Origin of the sequence: Methylotuvimicrobium buryatense, assembly GCF_005931095.1 — a bacterium.
GTDB classification, from domain to species: Bacteria; Pseudomonadota; Gammaproteobacteria; order Methylococcales; family Methylomonadaceae; genus Methylotuvimicrobium; species Methylotuvimicrobium buryatense.
This window is the reverse complement of record NZ_CP035467.1, coordinates 3,553,548-3,567,970: the sequence shown is the minus strand read 5'-3', so window position 1 is coordinate 3,567,970 and position 14,423 is coordinate 3,553,548. Positions and strand designations below refer to the sequence as shown.

General features: G+C 47.8%; 14 protein-coding genes. 10 read left to right on the top strand and 4 right to left on the bottom strand.

Translation table 11 applies throughout. From position 1 onward, the window contains the following. Nucleotides 1–91 precede the first annotated feature (91 nt). The 5 genes from EQU24_RS15875 to EQU24_RS15860 all read left to right on the top strand — a co-directional run bounded on the left by EQU24_RS15875 (nt 92) and on the right by EQU24_RS15860 (nt 3,304). The gene (locus EQU24_RS15875; RefSeq protein ID WP_017842648.1) at nt 92–895 is read left to right on the top strand and encodes a ParA family protein; all 804 of its coding nucleotides are present in this window, start codon (nt 92–94) and stop codon (nt 893–895) included. Beyond that, nucleotides 895–1,614 carry a chemotaxis protein CheW gene (locus tag EQU24_RS15870; protein WP_017842649.1) on the top strand — a complete coding sequence of 240 codons (720 nt, stop codon included), beginning with the start codon at nt 895–897 and terminating at the stop codon, nt 1,612–1,614. Before EQU24_RS15875 ends, EQU24_RS15870 begins: the two co-directional genes overlap by 1 nt. A 606-nt stretch (nt 1,615–2,220) precedes the next feature. Next, complete coding sequence (locus EQU24_RS15865) at nt 2,221–2,697, top strand: chemotaxis protein CheW (RefSeq protein WP_017842650.1); 477 nt, start codon at nt 2,221–2,223, stop codon at nt 2,695–2,697. A 56-nt stretch (nt 2,698–2,753) separates the two neighbouring features. Further along, nucleotides 2,754–2,927: a hypothetical protein gene (locus tag EQU24_RS22490; protein ID WP_017842651.1), complete on the top strand. Its 174-nt coding sequence runs from the start codon at nt 2,754–2,756 to the stop codon at nt 2,925–2,927. Beyond that, on the top strand, nt 2,927–3,304 hold the full coding sequence (locus tag EQU24_RS15860; protein ID WP_017842652.1) for a DUF2802 domain-containing protein: 378 nt from the start codon (nt 2,927–2,929) through the stop codon (nt 3,302–3,304). Before EQU24_RS22490 ends, EQU24_RS15860 begins: the two co-directional genes overlap by 1 nt. 483 nt (nt 3,305–3,787) lie before the next feature. Here EQU24_RS15860 and bamJ read toward each other — a convergent pair whose 3' ends face one another. Both bamJ and EQU24_RS15850 read right to left on the bottom strand, forming a co-directional pair. Next, nucleotides 3,788–4,207 (bottom strand): BamJ family beta-barrel-assembly machinery protein, encoded by a 420-nt coding sequence (gene bamJ / locus EQU24_RS15855; RefSeq protein ID WP_175421729.1) that lies wholly within the window; start codon nt 4,205–4,207, stop codon nt 3,788–3,790. Between the two features lie 277 nt (nt 4,208–4,484). Next, on the bottom strand, nt 4,485–5,105 hold the full coding sequence (locus EQU24_RS15850; protein WP_017842654.1) for a transglycosylase SLT domain-containing protein: 621 nt from the start codon (nt 5,103–5,105) through the stop codon (nt 4,485–4,487). Nucleotides 5,106–5,540: 435 nt separating this feature from the next. Between EQU24_RS15850 and EQU24_RS15845 the strand changes: the two genes are divergently transcribed. Next, nucleotides 5,541–6,176 carry a PilZ domain-containing protein gene (locus tag EQU24_RS15845; protein WP_017842655.1) on the top strand — a complete coding sequence of 212 codons (636 nt, stop codon included), beginning with the start codon at nt 5,541–5,543 and terminating at the stop codon, nt 6,174–6,176. Nucleotides 6,177–6,243: 67 nt separating this feature from the next. Here EQU24_RS15845 and EQU24_RS15840 read toward each other — a convergent pair whose 3' ends face one another. Both EQU24_RS15840 and cyoE read right to left on the bottom strand, forming a co-directional pair. Further along, nucleotides 6,244–7,254 (bottom strand): glycosyl transferase family protein, encoded by a 1,011-nt coding sequence (locus tag EQU24_RS15840; protein WP_017842656.1) that lies wholly within the window; start codon nt 7,252–7,254, stop codon nt 6,244–6,246. A gap of 6 nt (nt 7,255–7,260) precedes the next feature. After that, entirely contained in the window at nt 7,261–8,151 is an 891-nt protein-coding gene (gene cyoE / locus EQU24_RS15835; protein WP_412768473.1) for a heme o synthase, read from the bottom strand. 256 nt (nt 8,152–8,407) lie between these two features. Here cyoE and EQU24_RS15825 point away from each other — a divergent pair, with 256 nt between their 5' ends. The 4 genes from EQU24_RS15825 (at nt 8,408) to EQU24_RS15810 (ending at nt 13,337) form a co-directional block, all read left to right on the top strand. Beyond that, a complete protein-coding gene (locus EQU24_RS15825) occupies nt 8,408–9,769 on the top strand; it encodes a M16 family metallopeptidase (RefSeq protein ID WP_017842658.1) in 1,362 nt (453 codons plus the stop codon). Further along, on the top strand, nt 9,769–11,067 hold the full coding sequence (locus EQU24_RS15820; protein WP_017842659.1) for a M16 family metallopeptidase: 1,299 nt from the start codon (nt 9,769–9,771) through the stop codon (nt 11,065–11,067). Before EQU24_RS15825 ends, EQU24_RS15820 begins: the two co-directional genes overlap by 1 nt. Before the next feature lie 4 nt (nt 11,068–11,071). Continuing rightward, the gene (rsmD, locus tag EQU24_RS15815) at nt 11,072–11,629 is read left to right on the top strand and encodes a 16S rRNA (guanine(966)-N(2))-methyltransferase RsmD (protein WP_017842660.1); all 558 of its coding nucleotides are present in this window, start codon (nt 11,072–11,074) and stop codon (nt 11,627–11,629) included. Nucleotides 11,630–12,065: 436 nt separating this feature from the next. Continuing rightward, nucleotides 12,066–13,337, top strand: a complete 1,272-nt coding sequence (locus EQU24_RS15810) for a sulfite exporter TauE/SafE family protein (protein ID WP_235726437.1) — start codon at nt 12,066–12,068, stop codon at nt 13,335–13,337. The last annotated feature ends 1,086 nt before the right edge of the window (nt 13,338–14,423 follow it).

Sequence of the window (14,423 nt, the reverse complement as noted above, 5' to 3'; positions counted from 1 at the left end):
GGGTTCCCGCGGAAGACCGTGAGAACCGGAAAATCTTCGTGAACCGAGTTTTTTGCGGTGTAGCTAATGAATTTAGGTTGAAAGGCATTTTATGAAGGTCTGGACGGTATCCAATCAGAAAGGCGGTGTAGGCAAAACGACGACTGTCGTTACGCTTGGCGGTCTATTGTCTTCCTGGGGGTTTCGTACGTTATTGGTCGATCTCGATCCGCACGGTGCATTGACGAGTTATTTCAAAATGAATCCCGATGAAGTCAAGGCCAGCGTATACAATCTTTTTCATGATGCCAGTTTGAAAAAGAAAAACGCAGGGCCCGAGCCTTATATCGTAAAAACCAAATTCGACGGTTTGTTTGTGTTGCCGGCCGCGACCGCGATTGCGACATTGGACCGGCAAGTCGCATCGATGGGCGGCATGGGATTGGTAGTCAACAATGCCTTAGTCAAAGTAGCCGACCGGTACGATTACGTTATTATCGATAGTCCGCCAATGCTCGGTGTGTTGATGATCAATGCACTGGCTGCGTGTCAGCAATTAATCATGCCTGTCTTAGCCGAATTTTTAGCCGTCAAAGGGCTCGAGCGCATGATGCATACGCTCGATATGGTTTATAAATCACGTACCCATGCGCCTCGATACACGATTGTACCGACGATGTTCGATAAACGAACGCGCGCCGCACAAGAAAGCCTTAGAGTATTAAAACAGCAATATCCGGATTATCTTTGGAATTCGATCATACCGATCGATACAAAAATCAGGGATGCCAGCACGCAAGGTATACCGCTATCGATTTATTGGCCGGAATCGAAAGCCGTGGAAGCCTACTCGGCCCTGCTGGATTGCTTGTTATTGCATGATAACCAGCCAGTCAAAGAAGCGGCGACAGTTTAATGACGGGTTTCTACAATAACAATTTGGATGTCGAGCAACAGATTATTCATCAGGAGTTGGCGCTCGACAGTTATTTGAAAACCTTGCTGGAGGAAATGCCGACGGAAGAATCTGAAGTGATTATGCCATCGGTGCCTGAGATCAAAGCGTCCGTGCCGAAAATGCGCGTCGAATCGAAAATAAAGGAAAAAAGCGAGACCGTTGCCAAAATGCCGGCTTTGGTTGAACTACAATTGGTTCCAAAACCTACCATGCCGCTTGCTGTGATGCCGACATGGGCGCAATATGAATTCCAAGCCTTATTTTTTAGAATTGGCCAGCTCATTCTGGCAACTCCTTTGGTCGAATTATCCAGAGCCATTAAATTCGATAAGAGGATCACTAAAATCCCTGGGCAACCCTCGTGGTTTATTGGTTTGCTGGAAGACCAGGAGCGAAAAATCGGTATTCTCGATTCCGGACAATTGATTTTAGGGAAAGGTTATGCGAATAAACGAGATTTAATCGAACAGCCTTTTAAAAGCATGTTAATTACCCAGGACGGCAATTGGGGCTTGGCTTGCGACGAACTCTTGTCGATCGGTAAAGTGCGCCCCGAGCAAGTTCGTTGGAGAACTAACCGTAAGCAGCGGCCATGGTTGATCGGAACGGTAATCGAAGAGTTGACCGCCGTGATCGATGTCAAACAGCTGACGCCGCGAAGAAAGGTAAAAAGGTGAAAGGTGAAAGGTGAAAGGTTAAAGGTTAAAGGTTAAAGGTTAAAGGTTAAAGGTTAAAGGTTAAAGGTTAAAGGTTAAAGGTTAAAGGTTAAAGGTTAAAGGTTATCGTTCCCACGCTCCAGCGTGGGAACGCAGCCCTGGACGCTCCAGCGTCCAGTGACGACAAGAAAGATAGGAAAAAGCCGCAATACGAAGGTACCTTGGCAGGAAGGGATTTACTCCCTTTATGCTCAAAAATTAGCTAACTTCATGAAGGTATGGGGTGTGGCTAGCGAGGATGTCGGCAGCAGGGGTCTGCCGTCAAGCCCCCATGGATGGGTTTACCCAGCACCTAAATTCCATAGTCCATTGGCTATGATAACTATCTGGGATAATTTAGGTGCTGGGCGAACGGCTTCCTCGACAGGGATACCCCGCGCTCTAAATCCAGTGAGAATGCTCAAACTGGGAATTGCTGCTTGTGGAGTGGTACGTTGTGCTTAACTATAATCTTTAAATTTCGTGATTTTCGTGGACAAAATTCTTTTTATAGAGTGAAGGGTTAGTAGTTGGGCGGATACGGTTTGCAAAAAATAATAACTTTGAATAATGAAGCGGTGATCGCGAATGAGTGAATTCGATACGAAACAAAACAATCCGGTGATGCAATGGGTAACCTTTCGTCTCGGTGATGAAAAGTACGGCATCAATGTCATGCAAGTGCAGGAGGTGCTGCGGGTTGCAGAAATCGCTCCGGTTCCGGGTGCGCCGTCTTATGTGCTGGGCATCATTAACTTGCGAGGCAATGTCGTTACCGTGATCGATACGCGTAATCGATTCGGTTTAATGTCGAAGGAGACCGATGATAATTCGCGCATTGTCATAATCGAAACCGAATCGCATATTATCGGTATTTTGGTCGATAGCGTTGCCGAAGTCGTCGAGTTGAGATCATCCGATATTGAAACGGCTCCGAACGTCGGCAATGAAGATACTTCTAGGTATATTCAAGGGGTGACTAGCCGAGATAATGAATTATTGATTCTAGTCGACCTAAATAAGTTTTTAAGCGATGAAGAGAAAGCGGAATTGGATATGTTTTGAAGTTAATCGTAACTTGAAACAGCAACTTCCTTGAGCCGCGGCTAAGAGAGGCGGTCATGATCGAAATACAACCGATAGTACCGACATATCCGGTTATTAAACCGGCTAAAGTCACTAATGATGAAGATCGGCCGGATAAGAAAAAACAACAAAACGAGCAGGAAAAGGGTTCTGAATCGGAGCAGCAAGACGATACAGGGCCTGCTCAGCATATCGACGAAGTTGTTTGATGAATGAGATTTTATATGCCGGTCTTGCCGTACTGAGCGTTATGTCGATTTTGCTGGTATGGTTAACAGTCGATCATATTAAGCTTAAGCGCAGCTATCGAGCCTTGTCCGAACACCTGAATAATCATAATTTGGATATTGTCGGTTTATGTTCGGCATCGGTCGGTGTCGATAACCGATTAGCCGAGACTGCTGAATTACTCAAGGAATTGAACGAAAAAATCAACGACTTTGAACAAAGAGAGGAAGAAGCGAAGCCTTATCACGCGATCATTCAAAAGGTGCGAAGCGGCGCAGATGCGGCTGAATTGATTCAAAAATTCGGAATTAGTCGTGATGAGGCCGTATTATTGATTCGGTTGCATGGGGCTAAATAAAAGGCATTTTGTCGACGAAACGCGCGAAAATATTTAATTAGTCGTAGGGTACGCATCGCGTACCTTTTTTATTCCGGGGAATTCCGGAAGGCGTGCGCAATGGTACGCGGTGCATTCTTCACGCGGGGCGGGTTATTCAATCCGCCCCAAACGTTTTGACTTGCTCAGGATACGGTCGAACCGTTAAGAACGGGATTGCAAGCCCCGTCCTGCTAAGCTCTGTGATAGTACGGCCATGGATGACGGGCTGAGATATACCCTTTGCTAGTCAAATTTCGGCGTCGGGGTGCCCGTCAAAGGACGCCGTGAATACGTCCATGTAGGCTCTATGACAGCATCCATGCTGCCAAAGCCTTTGCCGAACACCCCGGCGCCTCCATACGCTAATGCCGAAATTTGAAGTGCGATAGGTATACAACCGTCTACTCCGAATGTCGGCAATTCCTGCCGACATTCTCGCCAAACGCACCGATCGTTTTAACTTTATTGAACTTTGATCAGTTCAACATCGAATATGAGTGTGGCATTAGGGCCGATCGCGCGACCGGCGCCGCGTTCGCCATAAGCCAAATCTGAGGGTATGTAAAAACGGTACTTAGCGCCTTCCTTCATTAATTGCAGTCCCTCGGTCCAACCGGCAATGACTCGGTTTAACGGAAATGTGGCCGGCTCGCCTCTGCCATAGGAACTGTCGAATTCTTCGCCGCTAATTGTTGTGCCTTTGTAATGAACGGTTACATTATCGGAGGCTTTTGGGGTGGCGCCGCTTCCTTCGCTCAAAACTTCATATTGAAGGCCGCTCGCTGTGGTTTTTATGCCTGCTTTTTTGGCGTTTTCGGCAAGAAAGGCTTCGCCTGCTTCTTTATTTTCCTGTGGGGTGGTCGCATTGGCCATTGAGAACATCGTAAATCCTATAATTATAGCGGTAAAAACTGAAAAAACACGGATATGCAGTTTAGTCACAGATTTTTTCCTCCTGTCGTGAGTTATAAGGAAGTGTATCCATTTATGGAGAAGTTGCGAGAAAAAGTCAATAAGCTTGAACTCTTAATCCCAATATATAGTAGCTAATCCTTCTAGCTCAGATGTGAGTATGTTAGCGCCTTCTATCTCCAATACCGGTTTGTCCTTTTTTTTCCGGTGATGCCGCTTGTTCGCAACTACGAACAAGCGGCATAGTTTACCAAAAAAACCAGCTCTTGCTTTCAAATTCGTTCCGGCATGAATTTAATTGCGAATCGTAAATACGGGCTTTGCGGTCGACTTTTTCTGCAACTTTTAATAACCAAGGTTTTTGCAAAAACGTTTGACGCCGGAATCCCGTATGACCTTCGTGATAGGCCAGGTATAGTTGCCGAGCGTTCGATTTAGCTAGTCCGAGCCTTTTATGGCTCATGTGATTGTACCAACCGACAAAATCGACCGCATCGGCAAAGTCGTCGCGGTCGGCTCTCCAGCGACGGTTATATTTTATATAGTCGCCCCAAGTGGCGTCCAATGCTTGAGCATATCCATAGGCACTACTTTTTCTAAACCAAGGGATGAATCCCAATAACTTCCGTCTTGGCGGCGCGGCATCGGCAACGAAGCGAGATTCTTGATGTATGATCGCCATTTGGACAGGAATAGGGACCCCCCATTTTTGATAAGAGGTTTTTGCGTGTTTGTACCAGTTGCTTTTTTCTCTGAAAGTTTCGCAAATGTTTTCAGTGTTTTTTGGCGGAGCAGTGGTGCAGGCTTGTAAAATAAGAAACGAGATAGCCGTTAAAATTATTTTTAACGATCGAATGGATAGCAGCATAAAAAAATAGACAATCAAATTCTGAAAGACGAGATTCGAAGCGAAAAATGAAAATAATAGTCTACACTAGTCATTATTTAATTTAATTATAAGAGCACAAGGCTTGCCCTTTACGATTTGGAAATACAAAATAGCGCTGTTTATTTTCCGGTTATTGTCAGCAATTTAAGGGTAATTATTCACACACCCCTATCGTTCCCACGCTCCGGCGTGGGAATGAAGATCGAGACGCTCTAGCGTCTCGTACCGCTGGAGCGGTACTCAGGCGTTCCCACGCAGAGCGTGGGAACGATAATTTCCGGGGGACTGAATAGTTACATTTAAGACATTGCCGAAATTTGAAGAGCGAAAGGAATAGATATCGGTTTCTTTCGGCTCCATAGCTTCAATAGCGAAAGTCGTACAAAAATGTAATGAATGTAATATAGGTTAACAATGCCATACGAAAAACGCCACTATCGGAAAAAACTGACCTCCCATGGATTAATTTACCTGGATGGGGACGAACTTCCGATTACCTTGAGCAACATCTCGATCACAGGTCTTTTGGCTGAATTGGAAGATCATGAACGAATTAATGATGTTGAAGGCTTGTTCAAAACAGTAAAGATATCGCCTATCGTCGATATCTACCTGCAAGAAATGCGACTTGCCGGCGAAGCCGAAATTGTTCGAGCCGATATGATCGATGGTCGGATTTATTTGGCGTTGGATTTTAGAAATGTCGAGCACGATGTAGAAAATTTGTTTTATGTAAGACATGCCTACAGGAAAAAATTAGAGGCGCCAGGGCTCATAATCCTTAACGGCCATAATTATCATTTCAACACGATTAATGTATCGGTAGACGGCTTAATGGTTACGTTACCTGAGCGAATTGACGTGGAACCGGGGGCAATCGCCGCGTTCAACTTCAAAAGACTCGACCTGCTCGGCGAAGTTAAGGTCGTATGGGTGACTTATCAGGACGGGAATACCCTATTAGGTTTGGAATACAATTACTTGGAAAAAACCTTTGTTGAAGGTATTCCGAGATTCTCCCCCCGCAATCCGGGCGTGGTTAAAGGATAGTTGAAGGATATCCTGCAAACGGATGGTCGGCTCAAACTTTTCATGTTTGAGCAGCTTTGCGCAATAATCAAAAATACTTGCTAGAGCCATTATCAAACGGCTTGCGTCGCCCCCAAAACTCCTCGGCCATGTTCATGGCGCGTTCTTGACTGTCTGCTTTACCTAGCAGCTTCAAAGCGATCGCCGTGGTACCGATAACGGCCGCTTCGCCGTATTCGTCCTCGATATCGCCTTGCCAGACTGCAGCGAGCTGCTTAGGATCGAGCGTTTCTGATTTAACATGGCGGCGTTCGAACATTCTCGGCCATTCCTCATCGTATAATTCGCCATGCTTAACGCTTTGTACTAGGCAATCGGCGTCGGGATTGCGTTCGACTTCGCCGCTTTCGCCTTTGAATACCGCGACATGAAGGTCGTTTAATAACAAAGCGGCTTCTTGATGCACCGGGCGGTAACCCGGGTGAAAAATCGCCTGAATGCTGTGTTTGACATTAAAAGGATTCAACATTCTGGCGAGCGTGTGTACCGGGGAGCGCAAGCCCATGATCGGACGCAATTCGATGATTTCATGAAGTTTCGGGCAGAAGTATTCCAGCGGCAAATAACTGAAGCTCCGCTCTTCGAGTTGTTGTCGCGCTTCTTGTAAAGAGGCGGCGTGCTCGATGCCGAGGTATTTCAGAGCATCCTGCGTATAAATCCGACCTTCGGTATGACCGCCGGCGCCGTGCATGAAGACTTTGACGCCATTTTCCGCGAGCAATAATGCCGACAACAAAAACCAGGGGAGGTGGCGTCGTTTGCCGGCGTAGGAAGACCAATCCAGGTCGGCGGGACAAGTGTTGCCGGTTTGGCTAAAAGTTTCGCGCGCGGCTTGAATGAAGCCGGCCAGCTCTTCAGGGGTTTCTTCTTTAACCCGCATCAGCATCAAAAATGCGCCTAATTGCACGGGTAGCACTGCGCCGGCCAAAATCATGCGCATCGCTTGATAGGCCTCTTCTCGAGTCAGCGGGCGCGAGCCTTTTTTGCCTTTACCGAGAATGCGGATATATTCAGCGAAAGGATGTTCTTGTGTTGTCATGGCGGATTACAATCCAACTACGATATAGTGATCGATCAATAACGCGGCAAACATCAGCATTAAATAAATAATCGAAAAACCGAATGTTTTCATTGCCGTTCTGTCGTCTTTGTGTCGCATCATCAAAATAGCATAATAAATAAAGCCGAGGCCGAGAGGAATTGCGGCGAAGAGATAAATCAGCCCGCTCATGCCGGTTAAATAAGGCAGCAATGTCACTAATAAGAGCAGCACTGTATACAGTAATATTTGCAGTCTGGTGAATTCGGGACCGTGTGTAACCGGTAACATCGGAATTTTAACTTTGGCGTATTCTTCGCGCCTGGCAATCGCCAGAGCCCAAAAATGCGGCGGTGTCCAAACGAAAATAATCAAAAACAAAAGCAACGAATAAGGGTGAACTTCGCCGGTCATCGCGCACCAGCCCAAAACCGGAGGTGCTGCGCCGGCCGCGCCTCCGATCACGATGTTTTGCGGCGTCATGCGTTTTAAATACACGGTATAGATAATGGCATAACCGATTAGCGACAATAAGGTTAAAAATGCGGTCAGCGGATTAACCAAGAAGCCTAATAAAAGCATCGATAATAAGCCGAGCAGCGATGCGAAAACGATGACATTCATTGAGTCCAACGAGCCTTTCGGCAATGGGCGGTTTTGCGTTCTACCCATTAGAGCGTCGGCATTCTGATCGAGATAGTGATTAACGGCCGCGGCGGATGAGGCGGCGAGTCCGATACCAACGGTGCTGTAAATCAAAGTGTCGATGGGCGGTATGCCCGGCACGGCCAGCAACATGCCGACCACGGCAGTAAAAACGATTAAGGCAACTACTTTGGGTTTGCACAGTTCAAGATAGTCACGCCAGGAGAGCAGGGCGGATGGGTTAGTCATTATCGAAAATATTCCAACATTTATATTAAGATATACTTCGCGCGGTCACATTTTCGGCTTTTATGGCAATGCTATTTTGTTTGGTAGCAAGGCGCGAAAACAGGCGCATAGCAAGCTATGTAACTGTTTTCGCAACGCAGCTACCGGACAAAAGAGCGCGTCAGAAAGCCGAAAATGTGACCGCGCGAAGTATAGAATACAGTGAACTATTGATTTATCAAATAGTCGGACGCGTTAACCTTACTACAGAGAGGATGTTATGAAGTTGCAAATTGCGAGTGCGGTATTATCCGGCATGTTCTTGTTGCCGGCACAAGCGGCGGTTAAAGTACACGAACGGATTTTAGACAATGGTTTGAAAATCCTGGTCAAAGAGGATCACCGCTCGCCAGTCGCGGTTTCCCAAGTCTGGTACAAAGTCGGTTCCAGCTACGAGCCCGGCGGCATTACCGGCATTTCTCATATGCTCGAACACATGATGTTCAAGGGTACCGACGAGCTCAAACCCGGCGAATTTTCCCGAATCATCGCGGCCAACGGCGGCAACGAAAACGCTTTTACCGGTCGCGATTATACGGCTTATTTCCAGACGATGGAAAAATCCCGTTTAGAAGTCAGCTTCAAACTGGAAGCCGATCGGATGCGTAATCTCAAGCTACTGGATGAGGAATTACAAAAAGAACTGCAAGTCGTTTACGAAGAGCGTCGGATGCGCACCGACGATAAGCCTCGATCCAAAACCCAGGAGCATTTCGCCGCACTGGCTTATTCGAACAGCCCCTACAAAAATCCGATTATCGGCTGGCCGACGGACATAGAGAACTACACGATTGCCGATCTCGAGGCATGGTATCAAAAATGGTATGCGCCGAATAACGCCACATTGGTCGTCATCGGCGATGTCGAACCGAAAACGGTGTTCGCATTGGCCGAAAAATATTTCGGACCGCTCAAGCCCAGCGATATCAAGCCGGTCAAACCGCAAACCGAAGTCGAGCAACTTGGCATACGGCGCATGATCGTCAATTTGCCCGATAAATTGCCGTATCTGGTCATGGGTTATAAAGTCCCGGTGCTGAACACGGCCGAACACGAGTGGGAAGCCTACGCATTGGAAGTGATGGCGGGCATTTTGGACGGTGGCAGTAGTGCGCGCTTGGAGTCCGGGTTGGTCAGGGGCAAACAGATCGCGGTGGCGGCAGGGGCCGGCTATAACTTGAGTTCCAGACTCGATGAGTTGTTCATGTTTGACGCGACGCCCGCACAAGGGAAGAGTCACCAAGAATTAGAAGCGGCCTTAAAGGAAGAAATCGAAAAACTCAAGTATGAGTTGGTGCAACCGGAAGAATTGCAGCGTATTAAAGCGCAGGTGCTCGCGAATGCTACCTACGAGCGCGATTCGATGTTTTATCAAGGCATGCAACTGGGTATCAATGAAACCGTCGGTTTAGGTTGGCAAAAAGCCGACGAATATGTCGACAAAGTCAATCAGGTAACCGCCGAACAAGTGCGCGAGGTCGCTAAAAAATATTTTACCGATAACAACCTGAGCGTGGCCTATTTAGTGCCGCAACCGATCGCTGAACAAACCGGCAATGAAAAACTTAAGGAGAGCAAATAATGCGTATCGCTTTGATCAGTCTGTTATTGATACTGACAGGACAGTCCGCTTGGGCGGCAACAAACATTGAACACTGGACAACGAAACTGGGGGCTAGAGTGTATTTCGTACCCGCTCCGAATCTGCCGATGGCCGATATCCGGGTCACTTTCGATGCCGGCAGTGCGCGTGACGGTCAGCAATTCGGGATCGCTGCGTTGACTTCAGGATTATTAGATACCGGTGCCGGCGATTGGAATGCCGACCAGATTGCACAGCGTTTCGAAAGCGTCGGCGCCCGTTTCGGAACCGGCGTATCCCGCGATATGGCTTGGTTGTCGTTACGGACTTTGACCGAGCCGAAACTATTCGACAAAGCGGTCGATACGATGCAAACCATCCTGACTCAACCGCGTTTCGAGGAAGCCGATTTTCAGCGCGAAAAACAGCGCACGCTGGCCGGTTTAAAGCACCGAGAATCTTCGCCGTCAACCTTGGCCGATATTGCCTTTTATAAAGCGGTTTATGGACAGCATCCCTATGCGCATCCGAGCGCCGGCGAAATTGAGACCGTCGAACCCTTGAAAGCGGAGGATCTTAAGAACTTTTATCGTCAGTACTATGTGGCGGCCAATGCGATGGTGGCCATCGTCGGCGATTTGAGCCGAAAACAAGCCGAACAAACTGCCGAGCAATTATTGGCGACATTACCTGCCGGACAGAAACCCGCCGAATTGCCGGAAGTGGCGATGCCCAAGCAAGGCCGCCGCGAACATATCACTTTTCCTTCCGCGCAAACCCATGTCATGAGCGGTCTGCCGGGAACGTACCGCAATGACGACGACTATTTCGCGTTATATGTCGGCAATCATATTCTTGGCGGCGGCATGCTGGTTTCGAGATTATTCGAGGAAGTCCGGGAAAAACGCGGACTAGCGTATAACACTTACAGCTATTTTGCACCGATGTACCGCAAAGGGCCTTTTGCGATGGGTCTGCAAACGCGGACCGATCAAGCCGACAAAGCGTTGGAAGTCTTGAATCAAACCTTGACCGAATTCATCAAGGACGGGCCGACCGAGGAAGAGCTCACCGCAGCAAAACAAAACATCACGGGCGGTTTCGTCATGCGTTTCGATACCAATAGCAAAATGATTGGTTATGTTGAAATGATAGGATTTTACGGTCTGCCGCTCGACTACTTGGATACCTTCCAGGAAAAGGTGAATGCAGTGACCGTCGAGGCGATCAAGGACGCTTTTCAGCGGCGAGTCGATTCCGAATTGTTGCAAACGATTACCGTCGGCGAAGCGCAATAAATCCGTGCAAAACAAGCTAAGAATCATCGCCGGCGAATGGCGCGGTCGCAATCTACGGTTTACCGACGCACCGGGACTGCGCCCGACGCCGGCCAGAGTTCGGGAAACCTTGTTCAATTGGTTGAGAGGCGATATTTTTGGCAGCCGTTGCCTGGATCTCTATTCAGGCAGCGGCGCGCTGGGTTTCGAGGCGGCGTCGCGAGGCGCAAAATCGGTCGTGCAGGTCGAAAGTAATCCGCAGGCTTGTCGGCATCTAAAAGAAAATACCGTTGTTTTATCCACCGACCGAATCAAAATCGTCAATCAGGATGTCTTCCGCTACTTGGCCGGCGACGCCGAATCGTTCGACCTGGTCTTTCTCGATCCGCCTTTCGGCAAAGGTCTCGCGGTACAAACCTGTCAATGGCTCGAAGATAAAGGCTGGTTGTCCGCGCGGGCTAAAATCTACCTTGAAACGGAAACCGGGCTCGATCTCACCGGCATGCCCGAAAACTGGCGACTTCTGAAAGATAAAACGGCCGGCGAGGTCGCGTATCGGTTATACGAACGGTTTACTGAATAAGATTTCCTGATTATATATAAGTTTCAACGCTCGCTGCTTCATGCTCTTCATGGTTATTTCGCTATATTGAATACTTTCAAAGTCTCTCCATCTCGGTGGTATTAATCGTATTAGGATTCGGTCGTAAATAACTTTCCTATTTATACCCATCGCACTTCAAATTTCGGCATTGACGCATGGAGGCGCTGGGGTGTTCGGCAAAGGCTTTGGCAGCATGGATGCTGTCATAGAGCCTACATGGACGTATTCACGGCGTCCTTTGACGGGCACCCCGACGCCGAAATTTGACTAGCAAAGGGTATATTTCTCGACTGGCGTCCAATATCGAAAATCATTGATATCAAGCAAGCGGGTAAAGCATCCTGATTCTGGGTTGAAATAGCATATCTTCGATTTATTAAACTTTATTCAAAGCAATATTCAAAGCAAAGCAATCATGTCTGAACTCAACGAAACATCTATGAAGCGTCCTGTTCAACAGGTTTTAAAACGAATTTTTTCCATCCTGGCGGCGCTATTGGGTATCGGACTGATTTTATGGCTCGATAGCTGGTTCATGAATCATTCGGACATGCCGTCATTGAGTCGAGACATGGGCTATGGTTTATTGTTCGTCGTCGGTTTTTTGACCAGTTTTCATTGCGTCGGAATGTGCGGGCCGCTGATTGTCGGTTATTCGGCCAAAAGCGCAGCACAAGGACACAAGTCGCATTGGGCGCATTTGCTGTACGGCATCGGCAAGACTCTGTCATATACCGCCATTGGCGCTCTGTTCGGCGCTTTCGGTGCTGTCGTCGCCTTCACGCCGTATACGCAGGGGGCGGTCGGTGTCGCGGCCGGGATTTTTTTGATTTTGTTCGGCTTACATATGCTGGATTGGTTTCCTTCATTGAGCCACTTCCGTATCAAAACCCCTGGTTTTGTGATGCGTTTCATCGGCAAGGAATACCGCAAGCATAGTAATCCTTTCGTCATTGGACTTCTGAACGGTTTGATGATTATTTGCGGACCTCTGCAGGCAATGTATGTCATGGCGGCCGGCACCGGCAGTTGGACAGAAGGCGCGGTATTGTTGTTTTTTTTCGGCCTCGGCACGCTGCCTTTATTGATGGGCTTCGGGTTTCTGACCAGCTTGTTGTCGGTGAATTTGACGCCGAAGTTGCTGAAAGCATCCGGCGCGATTGTGATGGCGTTGGGTGCAATTATGTTGAATCGAGGCTTGGCGGTTACCGGTACCGGCATGGATTTCAATACGATGTTGGCGCGGGCTTCGCTGCATTTTTCGCCGGTTGTTGCCGAGACTCAAGAATTCCCGACTGAACAGATTATTCATATGGACGTGCTGAGGAGCGGTTTTTCGCCCAATCAATTTACTTTGCGTAAAGGCATACCGGTTAAATGGGTCATCGATGGCAAGGAGTTGACGGCGTGTAATAACGCGATCGTCGTGCCCCAATACGGATTGGAAGTCAAGTTGCAGCAAGGCGAACAAACGGTCGAATTTACGCCACCGGAAAGCGGTGTCGTGCCGTGGAGTTGTTGGATGGGCATGATACCCGGAACTTTTATCGTCGTGGATCAGGCCGCCGTCTCGGCTGAGACCGAGCAGGGCAGGGCGGCGGTCGTCTATCAAACGATTCGAAGCAATATGGTTTCAGCCTGGCACGAGGTGAAGCTATTTTTCAAAAACGATCAGCCTGATCATTGATTTATGCTGCAATGGATTCGAAGCCGGAGTTTTATTTGCGACAATTATTTTATACCCGTCGTAGATCAAAATTCGGCGCCTAGGTGTCCGCCAAAGGACGCCGTGAATACGTCCATGTAGGCTCTATGCCGGCTCCATGCTGGCAAAGCCTTTGTCGGACAACCCGGCGCCTCCTCGGGCACTGCCGAAATTTGAAGTGCTAAAGGTATATGTATAAGATCCTAACATACTCCCTTTTGACTTAAAAACCGCCTAAGAATAAAAGCAGCAATTCCTAGTTTGAGCAGTTTCGCCGATTTTAGGGTGTGGGGTATGCTTGTCGAGGAACGCCGTAAACCCATCCATGGGGGCTTGGCGGCAGCTCCCTGCTGCCGACATCCTCGCCAAGCATATCCCACACCCTTTTTGATCTCCAAATTGGGAATTGCTGGAATAAAAGGCATGGGATATGTCTATCGAGGACCGCCGTAAACACATCCATGGGGGCTTGACGGCAGATCTCCCTGTTGCCGACATCCTCGCTAGCCACAGCCCATACCTTCATAAAGCTAACCATTTTTTGAGTACAAAGGGAGTAATAAAACCGCAATCGTTGCCGAAGTACAAAAATACGTGTGATTTATAAAGTATGTGAAATGACCTATTAAACTGTGTTAAATAACGCAGTTAATTTTTAACGTTAGAGTTTTTTTGTAGCTAGCGATTCGCTCAACGCATTGAAAAAATTGGGCTAGGCAAAGAATGTTCGATAGTAATAAAAAAGGGCATAGAAAATGCCTTTATAAAGTGCCGATCAGTTATTATCCTAAGATTTTTGGTAAAAATTGTTTTAAAACTTATACTTAACTCCAATTTCCGGGGCTGTTTTAGTGTGTCAGGAGGTATCGGATCTTTGAAGCTATATGAGCATCGGTTCTGCAGCGAGTCTCCAGGTATTTCGGTTTCCTGTATATCCCGGCAAGCGCAAGTCAAGTCAAGTCAAGTCAATCCAGTTCTGATCGATGGTGTGCGATAAAAGCACGGTGAATACATTTGTTTCCAATTTGATCGCCATAATGAATGCTTAATTTTGAAATAGTGTCGTTC

Coding starts and splice junctions, on each gene's coding strand:
- EQU24_RS15875 (WP_017842648.1), top strand. CDS start 92: ATGAAGGTCTGGACGGTATCCAATCAGAAAGGCGGTGTAGGCAAAACG.
- EQU24_RS15870 (WP_017842649.1), top strand. CDS start 895: ATGACGGGTTTCTACAATAACAATTTGGATGTCGAGCAACAGATTATT.
- EQU24_RS15865 (WP_017842650.1), top strand. CDS start 2,221: ATGAGTGAATTCGATACGAAACAAAACAATCCGGTGATGCAATGGGTA.
- EQU24_RS22490 (WP_017842651.1), top strand. CDS start 2,754: ATGATCGAAATACAACCGATAGTACCGACATATCCGGTTATTAAACCG.
- EQU24_RS15860 (WP_017842652.1), top strand. CDS start 2,927: ATGAATGAGATTTTATATGCCGGTCTTGCCGTACTGAGCGTTATGTCG.
- bamJ (WP_175421729.1), bottom strand. CDS start 4,207: ATGTTCTCAATGGCCAATGCGACCACCCCACAGGAAAATAAAGAAGCA.
- EQU24_RS15850 (WP_017842654.1), bottom strand. CDS start 5,105: ATGCTGCTATCCATTCGATCGTTAAAAATAATTTTAACGGCTATCTCG.
- EQU24_RS15845 (WP_017842655.1), top strand. CDS start 5,541: ATGCCATACGAAAAACGCCACTATCGGAAAAAACTGACCTCCCATGGA.
- EQU24_RS15840 (WP_017842656.1), bottom strand. CDS start 7,254: ATGACAACACAAGAACATCCTTTCGCTGAATATATCCGCATTCTCGGT.
- EQU24_RS15825 (WP_017842658.1), top strand. CDS start 8,408: ATGAAGTTGCAAATTGCGAGTGCGGTATTATCCGGCATGTTCTTGTTG.
- EQU24_RS15820 (WP_017842659.1), top strand. CDS start 9,769: ATGCGTATCGCTTTGATCAGTCTGTTATTGATACTGACAGGACAGTCC.
- EQU24_RS15810 (WP_235726437.1), top strand. CDS start 12,066: ATGTCTGAACTCAACGAAACATCTATGAAGCGTCCTGTTCAACAGGTT.